Origin of the sequence: Micromonospora sp. NPDC052213, assembly GCF_040679695.1 — a bacterium.
Taxonomy (GTDB): Bacteria; Actinomycetota; Actinomycetes; order Mycobacteriales; family Micromonosporaceae; genus Micromonospora.
In genome coordinates this window covers 1-21,779 of the sequence record NZ_JBFAVI010000030.1, presented here as the reverse complement: position 1 = coordinate 21,779, position 21,779 = coordinate 1, and the positions used below count along the sequence as shown (strand labels likewise).

20 protein-coding genes are annotated in these 21,779 nt (G+C 74.3%); 10 read left to right on the top strand and 10 right to left on the bottom strand.

What is annotated here, in order from left to right:
* The first annotated feature begins 99 nt into the window (after positions 1-99).
* Positions 100-741, top strand: a complete 642-nt coding sequence (locus AB0L34_RS10625; protein WP_363703807.1) for a DedA family protein — start codon at positions 100-102, stop codon at positions 739-741.
* Positions 742-881: 140 nt separating this feature from the next.
* Here AB0L34_RS10625 and AB0L34_RS10620 read toward each other — a convergent pair whose 3' ends face one another.
* Positions 882-1,520 (bottom strand): TetR/AcrR family transcriptional regulator, encoded by a 639-nt coding sequence (locus AB0L34_RS10620; protein WP_363703765.1) that lies wholly within the window; start codon positions 1,518-1,520, stop codon positions 882-884.
* Positions 1,521-1,588: 68 nt separating this feature from the next.
* Here AB0L34_RS10620 and AB0L34_RS10615 point away from each other — a divergent pair, with 68 nt between their 5' ends.
* The 4 genes from AB0L34_RS10615 to AB0L34_RS10600 all read left to right on the top strand — a co-directional run bounded on the left by AB0L34_RS10615 (position 1,589) and on the right by AB0L34_RS10600 (position 6,322).
* Entirely contained in the window at positions 1,589-2,041 is a 453-nt protein-coding gene (locus tag AB0L34_RS10615) for an SCP2 sterol-binding domain-containing protein (RefSeq protein WP_350702168.1), read from the top strand.
* A 1-nt stretch (position 2,042) separates the two neighbouring features.
* Positions 2,043-3,257, top strand: coding sequence for an acyl-CoA dehydrogenase family protein (locus AB0L34_RS10610; RefSeq protein WP_363703763.1), 1,215 nt, complete (start codon positions 2,043-2,045; stop codon positions 3,255-3,257).
* 39 nt (positions 3,258-3,296) lie between these two features.
* The gene (locus tag AB0L34_RS10605) at positions 3,297-4,859 is read left to right on the top strand and encodes an AMP-binding protein (RefSeq protein ID WP_363703761.1); all 1,563 of its coding nucleotides are present in this window, start codon (positions 3,297-3,299) and stop codon (positions 4,857-4,859) included.
* 137 nt (positions 4,860-4,996) lie between these two features.
* A complete protein-coding gene (locus tag AB0L34_RS10600; protein ID WP_363703759.1) occupies positions 4,997-6,322 on the top strand; it encodes an MFS transporter in 1,326 nt (441 codons plus the stop codon).
* On the opposite strand, the gene AB0L34_RS10595 is transcribed toward AB0L34_RS10600, so the two are convergent.
* The 4 genes from AB0L34_RS10595 to AB0L34_RS10580 form a co-directional block, all read right to left on the bottom strand.
* The gene (locus AB0L34_RS10595) at positions 6,313-7,158 is read right to left on the bottom strand and encodes a hypothetical protein (protein ID WP_363703757.1); all 846 of its coding nucleotides are present in this window, start codon (positions 7,156-7,158) and stop codon (positions 6,313-6,315) included. The genes AB0L34_RS10600 and AB0L34_RS10595 overlap by 10 nt on opposite strands.
* Positions 7,151-7,678, bottom strand: a complete 528-nt coding sequence (locus AB0L34_RS10590) for a SigE family RNA polymerase sigma factor (protein ID WP_363703755.1) — start codon at positions 7,676-7,678, stop codon at positions 7,151-7,153. The genes AB0L34_RS10595 and AB0L34_RS10590 overlap by 8 nt, the downstream gene beginning before the upstream one ends.
* 50 nt (positions 7,679-7,728) lie before the next feature.
* The gene (purD, locus tag AB0L34_RS10585) at positions 7,729-8,976 is read right to left on the bottom strand and encodes a phosphoribosylamine--glycine ligase (protein WP_363703753.1); all 1,248 of its coding nucleotides are present in this window, start codon (positions 8,974-8,976) and stop codon (positions 7,729-7,731) included.
* A 119-nt stretch (positions 8,977-9,095) separates the two neighbouring features.
* Positions 9,096-10,385, bottom strand: coding sequence for an adenylosuccinate synthase (locus AB0L34_RS10580; protein WP_357449811.1), 1,290 nt, complete (start codon positions 10,383-10,385; stop codon positions 9,096-9,098).
* 123 nt (positions 10,386-10,508) lie between these two features.
* Between AB0L34_RS10580 and AB0L34_RS10575 the strand changes: the two genes are divergently transcribed.
* Positions 10,509-11,618: a hypothetical protein gene (locus AB0L34_RS10575; RefSeq protein ID WP_363703751.1), complete on the top strand. Its 1,110-nt coding sequence runs from the start codon at positions 10,509-10,511 to the stop codon at positions 11,616-11,618.
* Positions 11,619-12,434: 816 nt separating this feature from the next.
* Complete coding sequence (locus tag AB0L34_RS10570; RefSeq protein WP_363703805.1) at positions 12,435-14,216, top strand: chromosome partitioning protein; 1,782 nt, start codon at positions 12,435-12,437, stop codon at positions 14,214-14,216.
* 58 nt (positions 14,217-14,274) lie between these two features.
* Here the strand turns inward: AB0L34_RS10570 and AB0L34_RS10565 are convergent, their stop codons facing one another.
* Positions 14,275-14,703, bottom strand: a complete 429-nt coding sequence (locus AB0L34_RS10565; protein ID WP_350702186.1) for a DUF3151 domain-containing protein — start codon at positions 14,701-14,703, stop codon at positions 14,275-14,277.
* Positions 14,704-15,035: 332 nt separating this feature from the next.
* Between AB0L34_RS10565 and AB0L34_RS10560 the strand changes: the two genes are divergently transcribed.
* Positions 15,036-16,301: a hypothetical protein gene (locus AB0L34_RS10560; RefSeq protein WP_363703749.1), complete on the top strand. Its 1,266-nt coding sequence runs from the start codon at positions 15,036-15,038 to the stop codon at positions 16,299-16,301.
* Between the two features lie 67 nt (positions 16,302-16,368).
* Here AB0L34_RS10560 and fbaA read toward each other — a convergent pair whose 3' ends face one another.
* Together fbaA and AB0L34_RS10550 are read right to left on the bottom strand one after the other, a co-directional pair.
* Positions 16,369-17,394, bottom strand: a complete 1,026-nt coding sequence (gene fbaA, locus AB0L34_RS10555) for a class II fructose-bisphosphate aldolase (RefSeq protein ID WP_350702190.1) — start codon at positions 17,392-17,394, stop codon at positions 16,369-16,371.
* Positions 17,395-17,546: 152 nt separating this feature from the next.
* Positions 17,547-17,930 carry a phage holin family protein gene (locus tag AB0L34_RS10550; protein WP_350702192.1) on the bottom strand — a complete coding sequence of 128 codons (384 nt, stop codon included), beginning with the start codon at positions 17,928-17,930 and terminating at the stop codon, positions 17,547-17,549.
* Between the two features lie 127 nt (positions 17,931-18,057).
* On the opposite strand from AB0L34_RS10550, the gene AB0L34_RS10545 reads away from it, so the two are divergent.
* Positions 18,058-18,270 carry a hypothetical protein gene (locus AB0L34_RS10545; protein WP_357449824.1) on the top strand — a complete coding sequence of 71 codons (213 nt, stop codon included), beginning with the start codon at positions 18,058-18,060 and terminating at the stop codon, positions 18,268-18,270.
* A 4-nt stretch (positions 18,271-18,274) separates the two neighbouring features.
* Here the strand turns inward: AB0L34_RS10545 and AB0L34_RS10540 are convergent, their stop codons facing one another.
* Positions 18,275-19,336, bottom strand: a complete 1,062-nt coding sequence (locus AB0L34_RS10540; RefSeq protein ID WP_363703746.1) for an LCP family protein — start codon at positions 19,334-19,336, stop codon at positions 18,275-18,277.
* Positions 19,333-19,818: a SigE family RNA polymerase sigma factor gene (locus tag AB0L34_RS10535; protein ID WP_350702198.1), complete on the bottom strand. Its 486-nt coding sequence runs from the start codon at positions 19,816-19,818 to the stop codon at positions 19,333-19,335. Before AB0L34_RS10535 ends, AB0L34_RS10540 begins: the two co-directional genes overlap by 4 nt.
* Before the next feature lie 178 nt (positions 19,819-19,996).
* Between AB0L34_RS10535 and AB0L34_RS10530 the strand changes: the two genes are divergently transcribed.
* Positions 19,997-21,529 carry an LPXTG cell wall anchor domain-containing protein gene (locus AB0L34_RS10530; protein WP_363703744.1) on the top strand — a complete coding sequence of 511 codons (1,533 nt, stop codon included), beginning with the start codon at positions 19,997-19,999 and terminating at the stop codon, positions 21,527-21,529.
* The last annotated feature ends 250 nt before the right edge of the window (positions 21,530-21,779 follow it).

The window sequence follows — 21,779 nt, the reverse complement described above, 5'->3', positions numbered from 1 at the left end:
ACCCGGATCCCCCCTCGGGGTCGGGCACGACTTAAGTCGCAGGTGCCGGGTGACCACCGGACGATGGCAGGGCCATCGGGCGGCACCAGCATCGAGATCATGGATTCGGTGCTCGACCTGCTCCACCAGACGATGTCCTCGCCCTGGGTCTACCTGGCGCTCTTCGCGATCGCGGTGATCGACGGCTTCTTCCCGGCGGTGCCCAGCGAGACGGCGGTGATCACCGCCGGCGTGTTCGCGGCGACCGGGCAACCCGACCTGGTGGCGGTGATCGCGGTCGCGGCGGCCGGCGCGCTGATCGGCGACCACGTGTCGTACGCCATCGGCCGGCACGGCGGCGGACGCCTCCTCGCCCGCCTGCCCGACGGCGGCCGACGACGGGCCGCCTACGAGTGGGCGCGGCGCGGGATCGCCGTGCGGGGCGGGCTGATCCTCACCGTCGCCCGGTACGTCCCCGGTGGCCGGACCGCCGTCACGATGACCATGGGGGCGACGCGCTTCCCCCGGCGGCGCTTCCTCGCCTTCGACGCGCTCGCCGCCGGCTCGTGGGGGGTCTACTCGGCGCTGGTCGGTTACCTCGGCGGGCTCGCCTTCGAGCAGGACCCGATCCGCGGGCTGCTGCTCGGGCTCGGTCTCGCGCTGACGGTGACCCTGGTGGTGGAGCTGACCCGCTGGCTCCTGGGCCGTCGCCGGGCGGCCGTCGGCGCGCCCGCCCGGGAGCCGGCGGAGCTGCGACGGTGACCCACCGGCGGATCCCGGCCGCCGACGCCGACCGGGCCTTCGTCGGCGGAGTCGGCGGCGGTGGCGAGATGCGGCACCAGCCGGGCGTGGGGACCGCGCGAGGGCGGCGGGCCCGTCGGTCGGTCTCCCCGGGTGGAAGGTCAGGCGGTGGGCGGCCGCCAGGTGGCGCCGCGCAGGAGTTGGCCGGCGCCGAGCCACGCGACGTTCATCATCCGCGTCGCGGTCCTCTCCGGGTCCGCCTCCGGATGGTCGGCGAGCCAGTCGGCCAGCGACTCGGTCGCTCCCACCAGGGCGTACGCGACGACCTCCAGGTCGGTCTCGCCCACCTCGCGCCCCTCGGCGCGCAGCGCGTGGCCGAGCATCCCGGCGACCACCTCGACCAGCCGGGCGCGCATGCCCGCCAGCTCGCCGGCGAACGGCTGCTCGCCCCGGGCCTGCCGGTAGAGCACCGCCCAGCCGTCCCGGTGCGCCCCGACGAAACCGAAGAACGCCCGCAGCCCGCGCCAGAGCCGCTCGTCGGCCGACAACTCGGGGGCGGCCGCCCCGGCGATGGCCTGCATCATCCGGGCACCCTCCCGGTGCAGGCAGGCGACGAAAAGCTCCTCCTTGGTGCCGAGGTAGGCGTAGACCATCGGCTTGGAGATGCCGGCGTCCTCGGCGATCTCGTCCATGCTGGCCGCGTGGAAACCCCTGCGGGAGAACACTTTCACGGCCGCGTCGAGCATCTGCTGCTCGCGTACGGCACGCGGGAGGCGCTTGAAGGTGGGTGGGGTGGACACCCTTGCGAGCATACCTACTCGTGCGTAGGGTTACGCACGAGTAGCCTACCCCCGGAAGGTGCAGACCCATGACTGACTTCGACCCGGCCAACTTCGCGAACGTCGGCCCCAAGGAGTTCGCCCAGCTGGTCAAGTCCACCCCGGACGACAAGATCGCCGAGGTCATGTCCGGCGACCTGCGCGGCAAGATCCTGGGCGAGGTCTTCAGCCGGATGCCGCAGCTCTTCCGCGCCGACCGGGCGGGCTCGACCAACGCGGTCATCCACTGGAACATCACCGGCCGCCCCGACGGTGGCACCGACACCTACGAGGTCGTCATCGCCGACGGCGCGTGCACGGTCAACGAGACCGCGCAGCACGACCCGAAGCTGAGCCTCACCATGGGCCCGGTCGAGTTCCTGAAGATCGTCTCCGGTGGGGCCAACCCCGTCATGATGTTCATGACCGGCAAGCTCAAGGCCAAGGGCGACCTGGGCCTGGCCGCCAACATCGCCAACCTGTTCGACATCCCCAAGGCCTGACATGGCCGAGTTCTCGCTCGACCTGAACGAGGAACAGCGGGATCTGCGCGACTGGGTGCACGGCTTCGCCGCCGAGGTCGTGCGCCCGGCCGCGGCCGAGTGGGACGCCCGGGAGGAGACTCCCTGGCCGATCATCCAGGAGGCGGCGAAGGTCGGCCTGTACGGCTTCGAGTTCCTCGCCACCTGCTGGGCCGACCCCACCGGCCTCTCCCTCCCGATCGCCAGCGAGGAACTCTTCTGGGGTGACGCCGGCATCGGGCTGGGCATCTTCGGCACCTCCCTCGCGGTGGCCGCCATCTACGGCACCGGCACCCCCGACCAGATGGTGGAGTGGGTGCCGCAGTGCTTCGGCACCGTCGACGAGCCCGCCGTCGCCGCGTTCTGCACCACCGAGCCCGAGGCCGGCTCCGACGTCGGCGCGATGCGCACCCGGGCGGTCTACGACGAGGCCACCGACGAGTGGGTGCTGAGCGGGCAGAAGGCGTACGCCACGAACGGCGGGATCGCCGGGGTGCACGTCGTCACCGCCTCGGTCGACCCGACGCTCGGTTCCCGGGGGCAGGCGGCGTTCGTCGTACCGCCGGGCACCGCCGGGCTGACCGCGACCCGCAAGCTGCGCAAGCTTGGCCTGCGCGCGTCGCACACCGCCGACGTCTTCCTCGACGACGTACGCGTGCCGGGGCGCTGCCTGCTCGGCGGCCGCGACGCGCTGCGCGAACGGCTCGACCGGGCCCGCTCCGGCCGACGCGCCTCCGGCCAGGCGGCGATGCGCACCTTCGAGCTGTCCCGGCCCACGGTCGGCGCGCAGGCGCTGGGCGTGGCCCGGGCCGCCTACGAGTACGCGCTGGACTACGCGAAGGACCGGGTCCAGTTCGGCCGGCCCATCATCGAGAACCAGGCGGTCGCGTTCGCGCTGGCCGACATGAGGACGGAGATCGACGCGGCCCGGCTGCTCGTCTGGCGGGCCTCCTGGATGGGCCGCAACAACCGGCCCTTCACGGCGGGCGAGGGCTCGATGTCCAAGCTGAAGGCCGGCGAGGTGGCCGTCTCCGTGACCGAGAAGGCCGTGCAACTGCTCGGCGGGGCCGGTTTCCTGCGGGACCACCCGGTCGAGCGCTGGTACCGGGACGCCAAGATCTACACCATCTTCGAGGGCACCTCGGAGATCCAGCGCCTGGTCATCTCCCGGGCCGTCTCCGGCGTACAGATCCGCTGATTCGAGGACCCTCCGCGCAGCGCACGAGGAGGCCGCTCCGTGGACCTGCCGTTCGTCGTCGCCACCCTGACCCGGCGCGGGCTGCTCGCCCCCGGCCGCCCGATCCGCGTCGCCGCCCAGCTCGGCGCGCTACGCAAGTGGGGCTGGAGCCTCGCCGGCGAGCTGCGCCAGGCCGCCGCCCGCGACCCCGACCGGGCGGCGGTGGTCGACGAGCGGGGCGCCGAACTGACGTACGCCGAGCTGCTGGACCGGGCCGAGCGGCTGGCCCGGGCGACGCGGGCGGCGTTCGGCGTGCAGCCCGGGGACCGGGTCGGCGTGCTCTGCCGCAACCACCACGGGCTGATCGAGACGGTCGTCGCCGCCATCCTGCTCGGCGCGGACGCGGTGCTCGTCAACACCGGGCTCTCCGCCGCGCAGCTCGCCGCCGTGGCGGAGGAGCAGCGGCTGCGGGTGCTGGTGCACGACAGCGAGTTCGCCGAGCGGCTCCTCGGCATCCCCGCCGAGGTGCACCGGCTCGACGAGCGCGCCCGGGAGGAGCTGGTGGTCGGCGCGCTCCCCGGCGAGCTGCGCCCGCCGGAGCGCGACGGCCGGATCATCGTGCTCACCTCCGGCACCACCGGCGCCCCGAAGGGCGCCCGGCGCCCCATGCCGAACGGCTTCGGGCCGCTCGTCTCGATCATCGACCGCATCCCGCTGCACGCCCGGGACCGGGTGATGATCGCCGCGCCGCTCTTCCACACCTGGGGGTACGCCGCTCTCCAGGTGGCCTTCGCGCTGCGCGCCACCGTCGTGCTGCACCGCCGCTTCGACCCGGCCGCCACGCTGGCCGCCCTGGTCGAGCAGCGCTGCGACGCGCTCTTCGCCGTACCGGTGATGGTGCAGCGGCTGCTGGAGGTGCCGCCGCCGGACCCGCGGCCCCCGCTGAAGGTGGTCGCGGTCAGCGGCTCCGCGCTGCCCGGCGGCCTCGCGCCACGGTTCATGGACGTCTACGGCGACGTGCTCTACAACCTCTACGGCTCCACCGAGGTCTCCTGGGCCTCCATCGCCGACCCCGCCGACCTGCGCGCCGCGCCCACCACCGCCGGCCGCCGGCCGCACGGCACCCGACTGGCGATCCTCGACGCGGCCGGCGGGCCGGTGCCGGACGGTCGCGTCGGCCGGATCTTCGTCGGCAACGAGATGCTCTTCGAGGGCTACACCTCCGGGGCCAGCCGGGAGCGCCGGGACGGCCTGCTCGACACCGGCGACCTGGGCCGGCTCGACCCCGACGGGCTGCTCTTCGTCGACGGCCGGGCGGACGACATGATCGTCTCCGGCGGGGAGAACGTCTTCCCCTCCGAGGTGGAGGACCTGATCGCCCGGCTGCCGCAGGTGCGGGAGACCGCCGTGATCGGCGTACCCGACCCCGGGTACGGGCAACGGCTCGCCGCGTTCCTCGCCCTGCACCCCGGCGAGACGCTCGACCCGGAGGCGGTCCGCGAGTACGTCCGGCACTACCTGGCCCGCTTCTCCGTGCCCCGCGACGTCGTCTTCGTGAAGTACCTCCCCCGCAACGCCACCGGCAAGGTGCTCACCCGCGAACTGCGCCGCTACTACGGCTGACCGCTGCCCCGGCGGCACGTCGGGCCGGGTCGGGGGGCGGGCGGGTTGCGGACATGGTCGGTCGGCGTCGGCGCTCCCTCCCGCTCGGCCGTTTTCCGGTACGCACCGCCGACGGCGGCCTCTAGGCTGACAGCACCATGATCAGCTCCGGGCCCCGCCGCCGTACGCCACTGCTGCTGGTCGAGGCGGCGACGCTGCTCTCCGGCATCGGCAACGGGGTGTCCACCGTGGCCCTGCCGTGGCTGGTGCTGGAACGCACCGGCAGCGCCACCGCGGCCGGCCTGGTCGCGGCGGCCACCGCGCTGCCGCTGCTGCTGTCCAGCCTCGTCTCCGGCACCGTCGTGGACCTGCTCGGCCGGCGGCGTACGGCCCTGGTCTCCGACGCGCTCTCCGCCGTCTCGGTCGCCGCGATCCCGGTGGTGGACGCCCTGCTCGGGTTGAACGTCGGCTGGATCGTGGCGCTGGCCGCACTCGGGGCCGTCTTCGACCCGGCCGGGCTGACCGCCCGCGAGACGCTGCTGCCGGCCGCCGCGCAGGCCGCCGGGTGGCGGATCGAACGGGCCAACGGGGTGCACGAGGCGGTCTGGGGCCTCGCCTTCCTGATCGGGCCCGGGGTCGGCGGCGTGCTCATCGCCGCGATCGGTCCGGGCTCGACGCTATGGGTCACCGCCGCCGGTTTCGCGCTGGCCGTCGGGCTGGTCGCCGCCGTCCGGCTGCCCGGGGCCGGCCGCCCGGAACGCCCGCCGGCCGGCCTGTGGCACGGCACCGCCGAGGGACTGCGGTTCGTCTGGCGGGACCGGCTGCTGCGGACCATCGCACTGATCACGATGGTGCTGGTCGCGCTCTACCTGCCGGTCGAGGGCGTGCTGCTGCCGGCGTGGTTCGTCGCCCAGGGCGAACCGGCCCGGCTCGGCGCGATCCTGATGGCGATGAGCGCCGGATCGGTGGTCGGGGCCCTCGCCTCCGGCACGGCGGGACGGCGGATCCGCCGACGCACCCTGATGGTGGTCGCCCTCGTGGTCACCGGGGCGGCCCTGGTCGGACTCGCCGCGTTGCCGCCGTACCCGGCCATGCTCGGCTTCGCCGCCGTCATCGGGCTCGCGTACGGGCCGGTCAACCCGCTCGCCAACTACGCCATGCAGACCCGCACCCCGGAGCGGCTGCGCGGCCGGGTGGTCGGGGTGATGACCTCCTTCACGTACGCCGCCGGCCCGGCGGGCTATCTGCTCGCCGGGCCGTTGGTGGAGTGGCTCGGGCTGCGCCCGGCCTTCCTGCTGCTCGCCGGGGCGCTGCTGGTGGCGGCGCTGGTCGCCGCGCCGCTGCCGGTACTGCGGGCACTGGACGAGCCGCCCCGCCACCCGCCCGCCCCGCCCGGCGGCACGTCGGGCCGGGTCGAGGGTCCCCTCCCGCTCGGCGAGCAGTGGGCGCCCTCGGCGCACCGGGACCCGCCGGATCAGGGGTAGAGCGTCAGCCCGGGCGTGGTGGCGATCTCGGTCAACTGCGCCACGCTGAGCACCGGCGGCGGCCCGAACTCCCTCGTCGGGGTCCCGTCCGACTCGTCCACGACAGTGCGGAAGTTGTCCGTCGTCACGGTCACGGAGGTGCCGTCCGCCCGCTGCACCAGCACCCGGCGCTGCTCCGCACCCTCGTCGCCAGGGGTGGAGATGCTGGTGGTCAGGGTGCTGCCGTCCGGCAGGCGGGTGCTCGTGCAGGCACCGGCACTGGGAGCGGACGCACAACCCCGGGGCTCGTCGGCAGTTGTCGGGACCAGCCTCACGGTCAGGTTGTCGGTCTGGCCGTCCCGGACCAGTTGGGCGCGGGCGTAGTAATTCCAGTGGCTCTTCTCGTAGGTGAACTGGACCCGGTCGCAGCCCGGGATCGTTCCCTCGACCGTCAACCCCGCCGGCACGACGGCCGCCAGCGCCGGGCGCAGGGCCTGGGTCAGCCGGGCCACGCCGGCGTCGGGGCGCTCGGTCGGCCGGTCGCGCACCGTGTCGTACGACTGCTGCGGCGCCGGCGGGCCGCTGGGCTCCGGCTCGGCGATCGGGCAGAGCGACGGCTCGGCGGATCCCGCGGCGGCCGGCGGCAGGGTGAGGCCGCCCGGGCCGGCGGCGGGGCCGGCGAGCAGCGCCGGTGCCACCGCGACCGCCGCGACCGCGACGGCGGCCCCGGCGCCCGCCAGCGCCCAGGCCCGGTGGCGGCGGCGCTGCCGGTCGTCGGCGATCAGCCGGTCCACGTCGATCCGGGTCGGTGGCGGCGAGGCCACCGCCGTGCGCATCTGCCGGGAGAGTTCATCCATCGGTGCCTGCCTCCTGGGCTCGGGCCGGCGCACCGACGAGGCGGCCCCGCAGCGCCTCGATCGCCCGCGCCGACTGGCTCTTGACGGTGCCGGTGGTGCAGCCGAGTTCCCGGGCGGTCTCCTCGACGGACAGGTCGCAGAAGTAGCGCAGCACCAGGACCGCGCGGCGGCGCGGCGGCAACTCGGCCAGCAGGGCGAGGATGGTCAGCCGGTCGGCGGCACCTTCGGTCGCGGACCGCGCGGGGGCGTCCGGGACCTCGGCCCAGGCGGCCTCACGCCGCCACGGCCGGCGCCGTTCGTCCAGCCAGACCCGCAGCAGGGTCCGCCGGACGTAGGCGTCGGGGTTGTCCATCGCGGACACCCGCCGCCAGTGCCGCAGCAGCTTGACCAGCGCCGTCGACACCAGGTCGTCGGCCGTGTGCCAGTCACCGCAGAGCAGGTACGCCGTACGGCGCAGCGGCTCCAGCCGGGCCCCGACGTACTCGCGGTAGCCCTCGATGTCGGCAGGCAATCCCGCCACCTCCTCGCCTCACCGGTCAAACGGAGGCGACGGCGGCGGGGGTTGCCCGGTCAGCCCGGAATCGTGATCCGGCCCTCGACGGCGGCGGCGGCGATGTCGGTGCGGTGGTGCGAGCCGGCCAGCTCCACGCCGGCCACCAGCGCGTACGCGGCGTCCCGGGCGGCGGCCAGGTCGGCGCCGGTGGCGGTGGCGCAGAGCACCCGGCCGCCGGAGGAGAGCAGCGCCCCGTCGTCGGCCCGGCGGGTGCCGGCGTGGATGACGCCCGGAACCTCGGCACCGGTGATCACGTCGCCGCTGCGCGGGGCGGCCGGGTAACCCTCGGCGGCGACCACGACCGTGACGGCTGCCCCGTCGCGCCACCGCAGCGGCGGGTGCCCGGCCAGCGTGCCGGTGGCGGCGGCGTGCAGCAGCCCGGCGAGCGGGGTCTCCAGCAGCGCGAGCACCACCTGCGTCTCCGGGTCGCCGAAGCGGGCGTTGAACTCGATCACCCGGGGGCCGTCGGCGGTGATCGCCAGCCCGACGTAGAGCAGGCCCGCGAACGGGGTGCCCCGGCGGGCCATCTCGGCCAGGGTCGGGTGGACGACGTCGCGCATGACCTCGTCGACCAGGCCGGCCGGCGCCCAGGGCAGCGGCGCGTACGCCCCCATGCCGCCGGTGTTCGGGCCGGTGTCGCCGTCGCCGACCCGCTTGAAGTCCTGCGCCGGCAGCAGCGGCACCGCCGCCTCACCGTCGGTGACCACGAAGAGGGAGACCTCCGGGCCGGCCAGGTATTCCTCCACGACGACCCGGCCGCACTCCTCGGCGTGCCGGAGCGCGGCGGCGCGGTCGTTCGTCACGACGACACCCTTGCCGGCGGCGAGCCCGTCGTTCTTCACCACGTACGGCGCGCCGAACTCGTCCAGCGCCCGCGCCGCGCTCTCCGCATCCGTGCAGGTGTACGCGCGGGCGGTCGGCACGCCGGCGGCGGTCATCACGTCCTTGGCGAACGCCTTCGAGCCCTCCAGCCGGGCGGCCTCGGCGGACGGCCCGAACGCGGGGATCCCCTTGGCGCGTACGGCGTCGGCGACCCCGGCGACCAGCGGCGCCTCCGGCCCGATCACCACCAGGTCGACCCCGGTCTCCACCGCCAGCGCGGCGACGGCCGCCGGATCGCAGGGATCCACCGCCCGCAGCTCGGCGACCGAGGCGATGCCGGGATTACCGGGCGCCGCGATCAGCTGCTCGACGGACGGATCGCCGGCGAGGCCCAGCGCGAGCGCATGCTCCCGCCCCCCACCACCAAGAAGAAGAACCCGCACACCCCGATCCTACTGACCCCCTCGCCCACCCCGTTGATCATGAGGTCGTTGTCACGGCACGCCGGCACCGATGGCAAACAACTTCATGATCAACGGGGTGGTCCCCGAGGGGAGGGGGGTTAGGGGAGGAGGGGGTGGCGGAGGACGTTTTCCTCGCGGCCGGGGCCTACGCCGACCACGCTGACGCGGGTGCCGCAGAGTTCCTCGATGCGGGCGATGTAGCGGCGGGCGTTCTCCGGGAGTTCCGCCTCGGTCCTCGCCTCGGTGATGTCCTCCCACCAGCCGTCGAGCTCCTCGTAGATCGGAGTCGCGTGGTGGAAGTCGGTCTGGGTCATCGGCATGTCGTCGTAACGCTTGCCGTTGATCTCGTACCCGACGCAGATCGGCACCTTGGGCAGGCCGGTCAGCACGTCCAGCTTGGTGACCACCAGGTCGGTGACCCCGTTGAGGCGGCAGGCGTACCGGGCGACGACGGCGTCGAACCAGCCGCAGCGGCGCTCCCGGCCGGTGGTGGTGCCGTACTCGTGGCCGACCTTGCGCAGGTGCTGACCGTTGTCGTCGAAGAGTTCGGTCGGGAACGGCCCGGAGCCGACCCGGGTCGTGTACGCCTTGCTGACCGCGATCACCTTGCTGATCGCCGTCGGCGGGATGCCGGCGCCCACGCAGGCCCCGCCGGCCGTCGGGTTCGACGAGGTCACGAAGGGGTACGTGCCGTGGTCCATGTCGAGCATGGTGGCCTGGGCGCCCTCCAGCAGGACCGTCTCGCCGCGGTCCAGCGCGTCCCAGAGCATGACCCGGGTCTCGGCGATGTACGGCTTGAGCCGCTCCGCGTACTCCAGGTACTCCTCGATCGTCGCGTCGACGTCGATCGCCTTGCGGTTGTACACCTTGAACAGGAGCTGGTTCTTCTCGCGCAGCGCCAGTTCCAGCTTCTTGCGCAGGATGCCCGGGTCGAGCAGGTCCTGCAGCCGGATCCCCATCCGGGCGACCTTGTCGCCGTACGCGGGGCCGATGCCCCGGCCGGTGGTGCCGATCCGGGAGCTGCCGAGGTAGCGCTCGACGACGCGGTCCAGGGCCCGGTGGTGCGGCATGATCAGGTGCGCGTCGCCGGAGATCCGCAGCCGGCTGACGTCCACGCCCCGCTCGGCGAGCCCGTCGATCTCGGCCAGCAGCACCTTCGGGTCGACCACCACGCCGTTGCCGATGACGATCATCGCGCTCGGTGACAGGGCACCCGACGGCATCAGGTGCAGCGCGTACTTCTGGCCGTCCGGGGTGATCACCGTGTGGCCGGCGTTGTTGCCGCCCGAGTAGCGCACGACGTAGTCGACCCGCTCACCCAGCAGGTCGGTAACCTTGCCCTTGCCCTCGTCGCCCCACTGGGCGCCGAGGAGCACGATCGCTGGCATCTTCTCGCCTCCAGAAGGCTCGGGTGCCAGGTGGCGACCGGTCAGCGAGCCCGGGGTGTCAGGCTAACAAGTAGTGACGACGCGGCCGGCAGGGGTCGCGTCGAGAGGCAGGAGGCCGTTTCCGTGTACGACGTGGTGCTGCTCACCCTCGGCTCGGAGCGCGACGCGCCCGGCGGGGCCTGCGGCAGCGGCGGTGCCTGCTGCGGCGGCGCGACGGCGCACGAGGGCGACGCCGGGGCGACGGCGAACGGAGCCGGGACCGGGGCCGGGGCGACGGCGGACGGGGGCGCGACGGCACGTGACGCGGCCGACGTCTGCGGGACCGGCGACCGGCACGACGGGAAGGCCGGGGAGCGCTGCGACACCCCCCGGGTGCCGGTGCTGGCCTGCGCGGACGCGCTCACCGCCCGGGGCGCCCGGGTGGAGACGGTCACCGCCCGCTCGGACGCCGAGATCGACGAGGTGTTGGCCCGGCTCGACGCGCCGCCCCGCCCGGACGGCCTCACCTGGCCCGACCCGGACTCCAAGATCCGGCTGGTGGTCGCCGCCGCCAGCGACGCGCAGTTGCGCGCCGTCGTGCGCCGGCTCGTCCGGCGGTACGCCCCACCGCCCAGCCGCCGTCCCGACGACCTCCCCGGCAACCGCACGGTGCCGGACCTGCCGCCGATCGGCGTACTCCCGCTCGATCCGGCGCGGAGCACGACGCACCGTGACCTGGCGGCGCAGCTCGGGCTGCCCCGCGACCCGGCGGCGGTGGCCGCCGCGGTGCTGGACGGCACGGCCCGCCGGCTCGACCTGCTGCGCAACGACGGCGGCTCGGTGACCCTGGACGGCGCGCTGATCGGCGCCGCCGACGACAGCGGCCGGCCGCTGCACTGGCGGGGGCGGGTCGAGGTGGACGACGCCGTCCTCTCCAACGGCGACGACCCGCTGCTGGCCTGCGCGATCGGCAACGCCGGCGGGTACGCCCGACTCGACGACGTGACACTGCTCGGCGACCCCGACCCGACGGACGGGCGGGTCGAGGTGGCGGTGGCCGTGCCCGTGGTCACCCGTTCGGCGTTGGGCAGGAAGCGAGTGCGGCTGGAGGTACGCCGCGCCCGGGGGCGGGCCGTGTCCGTGCTGCCCCGCGAGGGGAAGGTCCCGTTCCTCGACGACGGGGCCGAGGGTGAGCTGAGCCGGAAGCGGTCCTGGTGGACCGAGCCGGGCGCCTGGGCGGTCTGGACGAGCTGACCTCGGCGTCCCCCGCGACGGCCGACCGCGGCCGACCACTGGGCCTATCCTCGGCAGAAGGAATGGGGAGGAACCGTGGTGGACGAGAACGCCGACCGGGTCCACGTGCCCGGCCAGCCGCCGGTGCCGGAGCGGGACATCGAACCACTCTGGCCGCCCGACCAGATCGACGGTGCCGACGCGCCGCCGTGGGCGTCGACCGCCTCACCGGGGTCGCCCGTTCCCCCGCAGGGCCGACCGGCCGCCCCGCCCTCGCCCGCCGACTACCCGTCCCTGACCGGCGGCCCGCCGGGCGGCCCGGCGACGCCCGCGCCGCCGGACCCGGCGACCGGTTGGGCGCCCCCGCCGGCTGCGGCCTCCGGTTGGGCGCCCGGCCCCTCGGGCCACGGCTGGGCGCCGCCGACGCCCCCCGCAGGGCCGACCGTCCCGCCCGCCGCAGGCGCTGTCGTCCCGCCCGCCGCAGGCACAGTCGTCCCGCCCAGCGACTCGACCGCCCCGCCCGCCGGTTCGGACGCAGCCGCCCGGCAGGGCATCGGCACGAGCGCACCGCCGACCTCGGGCGCAGCCGTTCCGCCGGGCGCGGGCGCAGCCGTTCCGCCAGCCTCGGGCGCGGCCGTACCGCCCAGCGCCGGCACAGCCGTTCCGCCCGGCGCGGGCACCTCCGCTACAACCGGTGGGGGCACGAGCGCCCCGGGCGTCGCGGGGAACGGAACCAGGTCGGCGGTCGGGGCGGGTGGGCACCCGGCCGAGGGCGTCGGGGCCGGCGTGCCGGCTCCCCGGTCTTCTCAGCCCGCCCCCGCCCGGGTCGACCTCGACATGCCCTTCAGCCTCGACCAGCCGGCCGCGCCGATCCCGGTCACGCGCCCGGCCGCGATTCCGCAGCCCTCGGCCACCGACCGAGCCGCCGCCAGCGAGCGGTCGCCGGAGTTCGCCGCCGGACCGGACGCGACCGGTGCCGGGCGGGCGACGGGCGGGGTCGCCGGCAGCACCGACAGCGGAGGCGGCACAGCGGCGATCAGCGGCGCGGCGAACGGCGGCGCGGCCCACGGTGGCGGGGCGCGCGGATCGGCCGAGTCCCCGTGGGCACAGCCGCCGCAGCGGCCCGCCCCGTCCGCCGTCGAACCCACGCTGGCGACCGGCACCGCCCCGCCGGCAGCCATGACGGACCACGGTGCCGCCGAGCCGGCGCCCACGAGCGGAGGCGCCGCGCCCGGCCCCGACGTGCCCCCGCGGGACACAACCGGGCAGGGCACGCCCCCACAGGGCACGGCCGGGCAGGGCATGCCCCCACAGGACGCAGCCGGACCGGACACGGCTGGGCAGGGCACGGACGAGCAGGACAGCGCCGGGCAGGGCATGCCGCAGCAGGGCGGCCCCTGGCAGGGCGGCGCGCCCGGGGCGGCCGGGGGCCCCGGGCCGGATGCGGGGGCACCGCCGCAGGCCACGCCGCCCGGCCCCTACCCGCCGCAGATGACCGGCCCGTACCCGCCGCAGCAGGCGGGCCCGCCGCCGCCCGGCCCGTACCCGCCCCAGCCCGGGTGGTATCCGCCGGCCTGGCCGCAGGGCACGCCGGGGGTCGCCGGCCCGGTGCCGCAGCAGGCGTACCAGGCGGCCGAGGGGGTGACCGCCGTGCCGCCGGCCCAGCCCGACCCGAACTGGAACCCGGCGATCACCGCGCCGCCGACCGCCGAGGACTTCGCCCGCCGCCGGCAGGTGCGGCCCGCCGACCCGGTGGCCACGATGGGCGTACGGGCGGTGGCGAACCGGATCGGGCTGCGGCTCCCGCCGGGGCGGCACGAGCAGGAGCTGCGGCGGGACATCGAGATGGTGCGCCGCAACTTCGGCGGGCTGCGCCAGGTGACCGTGGTGAACCCGAAGGGCGGCGCCGGCAAGACGGTGGCCATCCTGCTGCTGGCGATGACGTTCGGCCAGAAGCGCGGCGGCTACGTGCTGGCGTGGGACAACAACGAGACCCAGGGCACCCTCGGGATGCGCGCCCAGCAGGACTTCCACTCGCGTACGGTGCGGGACATGCTGCGCGACCTGGGCCAGTTCCAGGGCGCGCACGGGCGGGTGGGCGACCTGTCGCAGTACGTCCGGTCGCAGGGCGAGGGGATGTTCGACGTCCTCGCCTCGGACGAGTCGGCGACCGGGGGCGAGATGCTCACCGCCGCCGCGTTCGCCGAGATCCGCGAGGTGGTGAGCCGGTTCTACAAGCTGATCTTCGTGGACACCGGCAACAACGTACGCGCCCAGAACTGGCAGGCCGCGATGGACGCCACCGACCAGCTCGTGGTCACCATGTCGGCCCGGAACGACTCGGCGGAGACGGCCGCCCGGATGCTGGACCACCTGGAGCAGAGCGGCCGGCAGCGGCTGGTCCGGCAGGCGGTCACCGTGGTCTCCATGCCGCCCTCGCGCAAGGAGATCGACCTGCCGGCGATCCAGGAACACTTCGCGGCCCGCACCCGGGCGGTGCTGCTCGCGCCGTACGAACGGCTCATCGACACCGGCGAGCCGATCCGGTACGCCGCCCTCTCCTCGGCGACGCGGGACGCCTGGCTGAAGATCGCCGCCTCGGTGGCGGAGGGGTTGTAGGGACCGGGACAGTCCGACGGCCGGCCCACAGCGGGTCGGGCCGGCCGTCGGCGCGGCGTCAGTTGCTGGCCAGCGCGTCCGCGGCGGCCGGGTCGCAGTCCCGGAGGAACTGGGCGCAGCGGGCCGCCTCGTCGGCCTCGCCGATCGCGTCGGCGGCGCGGGACAGCACGTAGAGGCAGCGCAGGAAGCCCTGGTTCGGCTCGTGCGACCACGGCACCGGGCCGTGCCCCTTCCAGCCGTTGCGGCGCAGCTGGTCCAACCCCCGGTGGTAGCCGGTGCGCGCGTAGGCGTACGCCGGGACGACCTGGCCCGCGGCGAGGGCCCGGGCCGCCAGCGCGCCCCAGCCGGCGCTGTAGGTCGGGAAGCGCGCCGCCACCTCGGCGTACGCCTCGTCGCTGCCGGCCTGCTCGGCGGCGGCCAGGGCGGCGTCGGCCTCGTCGTGCGCGGGGAGGAGGGTGGCCGGTGGTTCCGGCAACAGGTTCTGCATCGTCCCATTCAACCCGCTTCGCCCGCGGGTACGCGAGGGGGTTGGGCGAGCTGGTTGGCTGAACGGCTGAGGAGTTGGTCACGCCTGCGGCCTATGCCACCAGCAGATGTTTTCCACTACAACTATTGGTCCGGAGCCTCCCCAGGACCGGGTTATGCAGGAGCCCGGTGGCTGTGGCCGCCGGGCTCCTGTCCGTTCCAACCAGGCCCGGCGCGCTCCCGACGAACCGGGTGGCCCGGCGCCGCCGCGTCCGTACCGCCCGGCCGCCGGCCCGGGTCTGCCGACCGCACGGCTGCCCCCGCAGGTTTGGCCGGTTGCCGGGGCGGGGCAGGATGGCGAGGGTGCCGACCCCACCACCCGCGGACGTCATCGAGCCGCACACCTGCACCGACGAGATCGAGACCCGCGCCGAGTTCGACCGGCGACTGGCCACGGGCAGCCTGGTCGGGCTGACCGTGCAGGGGCTCCGGCTCGACCTCGCACCCGTCCCCGACCTCACCGGGATCGAGGTGACCGGCACCCTGTTCGTCGGGTGCCGCTTCGCCTCCCGCGAGGTCGGCGCAGACCTGGTCCGGCGCGGCGCGAACGTCGTGCCGCCGTTCTCCGGGCTGCCCTACCCGACCCAGCCGTCGCACCTCTACACCCCGGAGGACCTGGCCGCCGGCTTCGCCGAGGGCGGCTTCGCCGGGATGTACGACACCCGGGTGTACGAGCACTTCCGCGCGCACGGCGGGGCGCTGCCGGAGGTGAAGGAGGCGCTCGGCCAGCGGCTGCACGACCACGGCGTGGACAACGCCCTCGCCGACGCCACCCGCGCCTGGCTGGCCACCCACGGGCCGCAGTCGGTGGTCGGCATCATGGGCGGACACGCGGTGCCGCGCGGCAGCGCGCCGTACCGGATGGCGGCCGTGCTGGGCTGGGAGCTGGCCCGGGCCGACCGGCTGGTGGTGACCGGCGGCGGGCCCGGGGTGATGGAGGCCGCCAACCTGGGCGCGTTCCTGGCACTGCGGCCGGTCGAGGACCTGGACGCCGCGATCGACCTGCTCGCCGGGGCGCCGGACTTCACCGACCACGACCGCTACACGGCGGCGGCGCTGCTGGTCCGGGAGCGCTACGGCCAGCCGGTGCCGCCGCCCCGGCCCCGGGCCGCCGACCCCGCCAGCGTCTCCCGCGTCGACTCGGCCACGCTGGCCGGCGGCGACGTGGGCTGGGCGCGCGCCGGCGGGCTGGCCATCCCGACCTGGCTCTACGGGCACGAGCCGGCGAACCTGTTCGCCGGCCGGATCGCGAAGTACTTCTCCAACGCCATCCGGGAGGACACCATCCTGCGGCTGGCCCGGGGCGGGATCGTCTTCGCGCCCGGCCGGGCCGGCACCGTGCAGGAGGTGTTCCAGGCGGCCACCAAGACCTACTACGGCACCGACGGGGCCAGCGGCGCGTACGTCTTCCTGGACCGCGCGTACTGGACGCGGGAGCTGCCGGTGGAGTCGCTGCTGCGACCGCTGCTGGGCGCCTCGCCGTTCGGCGACCTGTCCGCCACCGTGCACCTCACCGACGACGTCCACGAGGCCGTCCGGGTGCTCACCGCGACGGCCTGACCGGCCGGAACACGCCGACGGCCGGCCCCCGGTGGGGAGCCGGCCGCCGGCGGTACGCGTCAGCGCGTCACTTGGCGAGCGTGGTGCCGGTCGAGCGCAGGTGCTCGCAGGCCTCCACGACGCGGGCGGCCATGCCGGCCTCAGCGGCCTTGCCCCAGACCCGCGGGTCGTACATCTTCTTGTTGCCGACCTCGCCGTCGACCTTGAGCACGCCGTCGTAGTTGCGGAACATGTGGTCCGCGACCGGACGGGAGAAGCAGTACTGGGTGTCGGTGTCGATGTTCATCTTCACCACGCCGTAGTCGAGCGCCTCGCGGATCTCGGACAGCAGCGAGCCGGAGCCGCCGTGGAAGACCAGGCTGAGCGGCTTCTCCTTGCCGTACTTGGCGCCGACCGCCTCCTGGATCTGGTTGAGGATCTCCGGACGGAGCTTGACGTTGCCCGGCTTGTAGACGCCGTGCACGTTGCCGAAGGTCAGCGCCGCCATGTAGCGGCCCTTCTCGCCCAGGCCGAGCGCGTCCACCATGGCCAGGCCGTCCTCGACCGTGGTGTAGAGCTTCTCGTTGATGGCGTTCTCGACGCCGTCCTCCTCGCCGCCGACCACGCCGACCTCGATCTCGAGGACGATCTTGCCCTTGGCGGCCTCGTCGAGGAGCTGCGCGGCGATCTCCAGGTTCTCCGCCACCGGCACGGCCGAGCCGTCCCACATGTGCGACTGGAACAGCGGCTCCTCGCCGCGCTTCACCCGCTCCTGCGAGATGCCCATCAGCGGGCGGACGAACTTGTCCAGCTTCTCCTGCGGGCAGTGGTCGGTGTGCAGGGCGATGTTGACCGGGTACTTCTTGGCCACCTCGTGCGCGTACGCGGCGAACGCCACCGCGCCGGTGACCATGTCCTTGATCGAAGGTCCGGAGAGGTATTCCGCGCCACCGGTCGAGACCTGGATGATGCCGTCGCTCTCCGCATCGGCGAAGCCCTTGAGCGCCGCGTTCAGGGTCTGCGAGGACGTCACGTTGATCGCGGGGTACGCGTACCGGCCGGCCTTGGCGCGGTCCAGCATCTCCGCGTAGGTCTCGGGGGAAGCGATGGGCATGTCGAACGCTCCTTACTTACCGCTGTCGGCCGTCGCCGGCCGCTGTTGTCCTTGGGTGCGCCGGACCGCGCTGTCCACCGTCGGAAGTATCCCGTAGAAGAGGGGCGCCGGCACAACCGCCCCGGTACGCGCCCGACGGCCGGTCGCGGCGCTCACCGCTGCCCCCACCTGTCGGGCACGACGACGCTGATCAGCCAGGTGGCCACGGCCATCACGATGGCGCCCCAGAACGCGGCCCAGAAGCCGTCCACCTGGAACGGCAGGTCCAGCGCCCGGGCGATCCGGTCGGTCAGCAGGAAGAGCAGGGCGTTGACCACCAGCGCGAACAGGCCGAGGGTGAGCAGGTAGAAGACGCAGCCGAACACCTTGATCAGCGGCTTGAGCACCGCGTTGACCACGCCGAAGATCAACGCCACGACGACGAGCGTGAGCGCGTCGTCGGCGCCGGAGCGGCCGGTCACCTCGACGCCGGGCACGATCAGCGTGGTGATCCACAGCGCGACCGCGGTGATCGCCAGCCTGATCAGGAAGCCCACGGCATCATCCTGGCACCGGGGGCGGCGACCGGTGGGGCGATTCGGTCGACTCGGCTTCCGAGCGGCGGGCGGGCGCAGCCCGTACGGTGTGTGGGGTAACCGTCCGCCGAGATCCCGGGAGGGACTGATGGGTCAGCCCGACGAGGACTTCGCCCCCAGCGACCACCTCAGCCCCGAGGAGCGCGACATGGAGGCGGAACCGGCCGACGCGGTGGAGCAGGCCGCCGTGGTCGACCCCGGCGAGGCCGACGTCGAGCCGCATCGCGGCCTGGAGATCAACGACTGGGACGCCATGGAGCAGGCCCGGGTGGTCGCCCCCGACGAGGAGGACTACCGCTGATCCGTCAACGGGTGCGGTTGACCTGACCCGGGTTCCGCGCCGCCCACTGCGCCAGCCGGTCCTCCCGCAACGCGGCAAGGAACGCCGGAGCCTCCTTCGGATCCGGTGGCAGCCGCCAGCCGAGGCCCTCCGGCGGCCCGACCGGGAGACTGAGCCCGACCGGGTCGACGGACTTCAGATCCGGAAGCACCTTCAGCAGGTCCACCAGTGGCGAGCCGTCACCGCCCACGACCAGGTCCGCGCCGACGGTGTCGACCAGGGCGAAGAGGCTGGCCGGGTTGGCTAACACCCCCTGCTCGCCGGCCCGACGGATCAGCCCGGCGGCGAACAGTTGCGCGTGCCGGTCCCGGTCGAGCCCGCCCTCGGGCAGTCCCCGCCGCTGCCGCAGCAGGTCGACCGAGGCGGCGCCGTCGAGCCGCTGGCAGCCGGTCGGGAAGACCCGCTTCGTGTGGATGGAGCGCACCTCACGCGGCAGGCAGACCTCCACGCCGTCGACCTCGTCGGTGAGCCGGCGCAGCACCGGAAAGGTGAGCACCGCGCCGGCGTCCACGCGTACGCCCGTCAGGTCGGTGACCACCCGGCGGGTCAGCTCGTAGCCGCGCCCCAGGTCGGGCCGGCCGTCGCCGGCACCGTACCGGAAGGCGGCGTTGAGCTTGTCGGTCCCGTGACCGGGAATCGGCACCGCCAGGTCGCGGGGCAGCGAGATGAGGTACGGCCGGCTGCGGTCCGCCGGAATGTGCACCAGCAGGACGGAGTCCGCCAGCCGGGCGGGCTCCTTCGCCGAGCCGTCCACGCCGAGCAGCAGGATGTTCAGCGCGCCCGTCGGTGCCGAGCCGGCGGGCTCGGCGAGCAGGGTGGCGTCCTCGGCGACCCGGTCGGGCGTGAACGGTGGTATCCCGATCGCCAGCACACCGAGCAGGGCCAGCGCGGCACCGCCGGCCCGCAGCCGCCGCCGGCGACGGCGACGGGCAGCCGCGAGCCGGTCGATCGCGGACCGCAGCGGACCGACGGGCGGGGTCAGCGCCTCGTGCCGGGCGAAGGCGGCACGCAGGTCGTCCTCGATCATGAGCAGGCCTCCACGTGTTCCGCCCGCAGCGTGGCCAGGGCGCGCGAGATGGACGAGCGGACGGTCCCGACGGCGCAGCCGAGGATGTCGGCGATCTCCGCGTCGGGCAGGTCCTCGTAGTAGCGCAGCACCAGGGTGGCCCGCTGCCGGCGCGGCAGCCCGGACAGCCAGGACCAGACCTGGTCCCGGTCCACGGCGTGCTGGGCGTGGTCGGCCGGCACCGGCACCGCGTCGTCGGGCTCGGCGCGCAGCAGCACCCGGCGCATCCAGGAGCCCCGCCGCCAGTCGACGTACTGGTTGGTCAGCATCCGGCGGACGTAGCGCTCGGGCGAGTCGGCCCGAGCCACCCGACGCCAGTTGAGCTGGACCCGGACCATGGTGTCCTGCACCAGGTCCTGCGCCTGGTGCGGGTCGCCGGTCAGCATGACCGCGTACCGCAGCAGCGCGGCCAGCCGCGAGTCGGCGAACTCCTCGTACGTCACTGCACCTCCCGGGCTCCTGCCCCAGATGACGGGTCCGGGCGGGCGGAACGTTGCGACGATCCTGGTCAGCCGTTCGGTCGATGTTTGCCGCCGGAGGCGAATCGGGACAGCGGCGAGTCTTAAGGCCTTCTTAAGATCCGCTCGCCACTCCTGGCACCCCCACGGGAGGACTCCCCACATGCTGAAGCACTCCACCCGGCGCTGGTTGGCCGGGCTGGGCGTCGCAGGCGCGCTCGTCGCCGCCTCCGCCACCCCCTCCTCGGCCGCTCCGGCCGAGGATCTCGATCTCTACGCAAACAACGTGATCGTCGCCCCGGGCGGCACGGAGAAATGGGTCACCCTCTTCGCCCTGACGGCCGAGCGACACGGCGACTTCACGGTCAAGGTGGACCGGAGCAAGGTCGCCGCCTTCGCCGACGTGCAGAACAGCGGCCCCGAGGACGCCTGCACCGAGTCCGGCGCGATCCTGACCTGCAAGGTCCAGGACACGGACGACGACGGCTCGTACCTGAACATGGTCGAACTGTTCGTGCGGGCGAAGGACGGCGCCACGCCGGACCAGGAGGGTGAACTGGAGTTCACCGTCACCTCTGCCGACTCCGGCTCGGCCAGCTACCGCTCGACCGTCGCCATCGGCGAGGGCGTGGATCTCGCCGCCGAGGAGTCGCTGGAGCTGAAGGGTGCCCCCGGCGCCACGCTCAAGGCCCCGCTCAAGGTGGAGAACCGGGGCGAGACGACCACCCGCGGCGCGGTGCTGTTCGTCTTCGGCTCCTACGGCCTCAACCCCTCGAAGCGGTACGAGAACTGCGAGTACACCAACGACGAGTTCGACTCCTACGCCTTCGCCTGCACGTTTGACAGCGTGATCGAGCCGGGCGAGGCAGCGCGGCTCGATTCCAGCTTCGGTTTCACGGTGCCGGCTGACAGTTGGGCCCCGAACGACTACTTCGGCGCCGCGATCTGGTTCACCCCCGCGGACTGGAAGGAGTTCCTGTCCGAGGTGGACGTGGCCGACGAACTCGGCACGAAGGGCACTGAGGGCGAGCTGAAGCTCGAACCCGTCGCCGCCCAACGCTCGCGGCAGACCGACGTCGAGCCCTACAACAACGAGACCTGGATGCAGCTCCAGGTGACCGGTGACCAGCGGGCCGACGTGGCGGCGCTCGGGGCCAAGGTGAACGGCGAGGTCGGCACGACCGTCCCGGTGACGCTCGGCTACGTCAACAACGGCCCGGCGGCCGTCGGCACCGGCGGCAGCGAGGGGATCTGGGTCGGGACCACCGTGACGCTGCCGAAGGGCGTCACGGCGGTGCGCGCCCCGGAGACCTGCCTCGACGGCGAGAGCGGCGAGGGGGAGCCGGGCAAGCCCGGGGCCTCGGTCTATCGCTGCTTCCTGCCCGGCCACCTCGGCAAGGGCGAGAAGGCCGAGTTCGACTTCGAGCTGCGCATCGACAAGGCCGGCAGCCGGACCGGCGAGGTCAAGCTGCGCACCGGCTACGACGAGGCCGAGGTCAAGGACCTCGACCCGGCCAACGACACCGCGAAGATCCTGGTCAACGCGGGCGGCGGCCAGGGCGGCGGTGACGACCCCGAGCTGCCGATCACCGGTGAGTCCACCGGCCTGATCGCCGGCATCGGCGGCCTGCTGCTCGTCGCGGGCGTCGGGGGCTACGTGGTGGCCAAGCGCCGCCGGACCCGCTTCGTCGCCTGATCCACCCGCACCACCGGTGCCCCGCCGCCCACCCGGCCGGCGGGGCACCGCCGTCTCCACCGTGATCCCGACACCACCCCGGCACACGCCCCCGATCCCGACCCCCGACAGCACGCGCCTCCACCCTGCGGGCGGCCACCTGATGCCAGCGGACGGCGCTGGACCACCACGGGTTTCCGGGCGAAGCTGCCGCCGAGCGCGAAGGGAATCTCTTCCTGCTTGAGCACGGCGGCGACCTTCTTCAGCGTGT

Excerpts from the sequence above, each read along its gene's own strand:
- AB0L34_RS10625 (WP_363703807.1), top strand. The coding sequence starts at position 100 with ATGGATTCGGTGCTCGACCTGCTCCACCAGACGATGTCCTCGCCCTGG.
- AB0L34_RS10615 (WP_350702168.1), top strand. The coding sequence starts at position 1,589 with ATGACTGACTTCGACCCGGCCAACTTCGCGAACGTCGGCCCCAAGGAG.
- AB0L34_RS10610 (WP_363703763.1), top strand. The coding sequence starts at position 2,043 with ATGGCCGAGTTCTCGCTCGACCTGAACGAGGAACAGCGGGATCTGCGC.
- AB0L34_RS10600 (WP_363703759.1), top strand. The coding sequence starts at position 4,997 with ATGATCAGCTCCGGGCCCCGCCGCCGTACGCCACTGCTGCTGGTCGAG.
- AB0L34_RS10595 (WP_363703757.1), bottom strand. The coding sequence starts at position 7,158 with ATGGATGAACTCTCCCGGCAGATGCGCACGGCGGTGGCCTCGCCGCCA.
- AB0L34_RS10580 (WP_357449811.1), bottom strand. The coding sequence starts at position 10,385 with ATGCCAGCGATCGTGCTCCTCGGCGCCCAGTGGGGCGACGAGGGCAAG.
- AB0L34_RS10570 (WP_363703805.1), top strand. The coding sequence starts at position 12,435 with ATGCCCTTCAGCCTCGACCAGCCGGCCGCGCCGATCCCGGTCACGCGC.
- AB0L34_RS10565 (WP_350702186.1), bottom strand. The coding sequence starts at position 14,703 with ATGCAGAACCTGTTGCCGGAACCACCGGCCACCCTCCTCCCCGCGCAC.
- AB0L34_RS10560 (WP_363703749.1), top strand. The coding sequence starts at position 15,036 with ATGGCGAGGGTGCCGACCCCACCACCCGCGGACGTCATCGAGCCGCAC.
- fbaA (WP_350702190.1), bottom strand. The coding sequence starts at position 17,394 with ATGCCCATCGCTTCCCCCGAGACCTACGCGGAGATGCTGGACCGCGCC.
- AB0L34_RS10545 (WP_357449824.1), top strand. The coding sequence starts at position 18,058 with ATGGGTCAGCCCGACGAGGACTTCGCCCCCAGCGACCACCTCAGCCCC.
- AB0L34_RS10540 (WP_363703746.1), bottom strand. The coding sequence starts at position 19,336 with ATGATCGAGGACGACCTGCGTGCCGCCTTCGCCCGGCACGAGGCGCTG.
- AB0L34_RS10530 (WP_363703744.1), top strand. The coding sequence starts at position 19,997 with ATGCTGAAGCACTCCACCCGGCGCTGGTTGGCCGGGCTGGGCGTCGCA.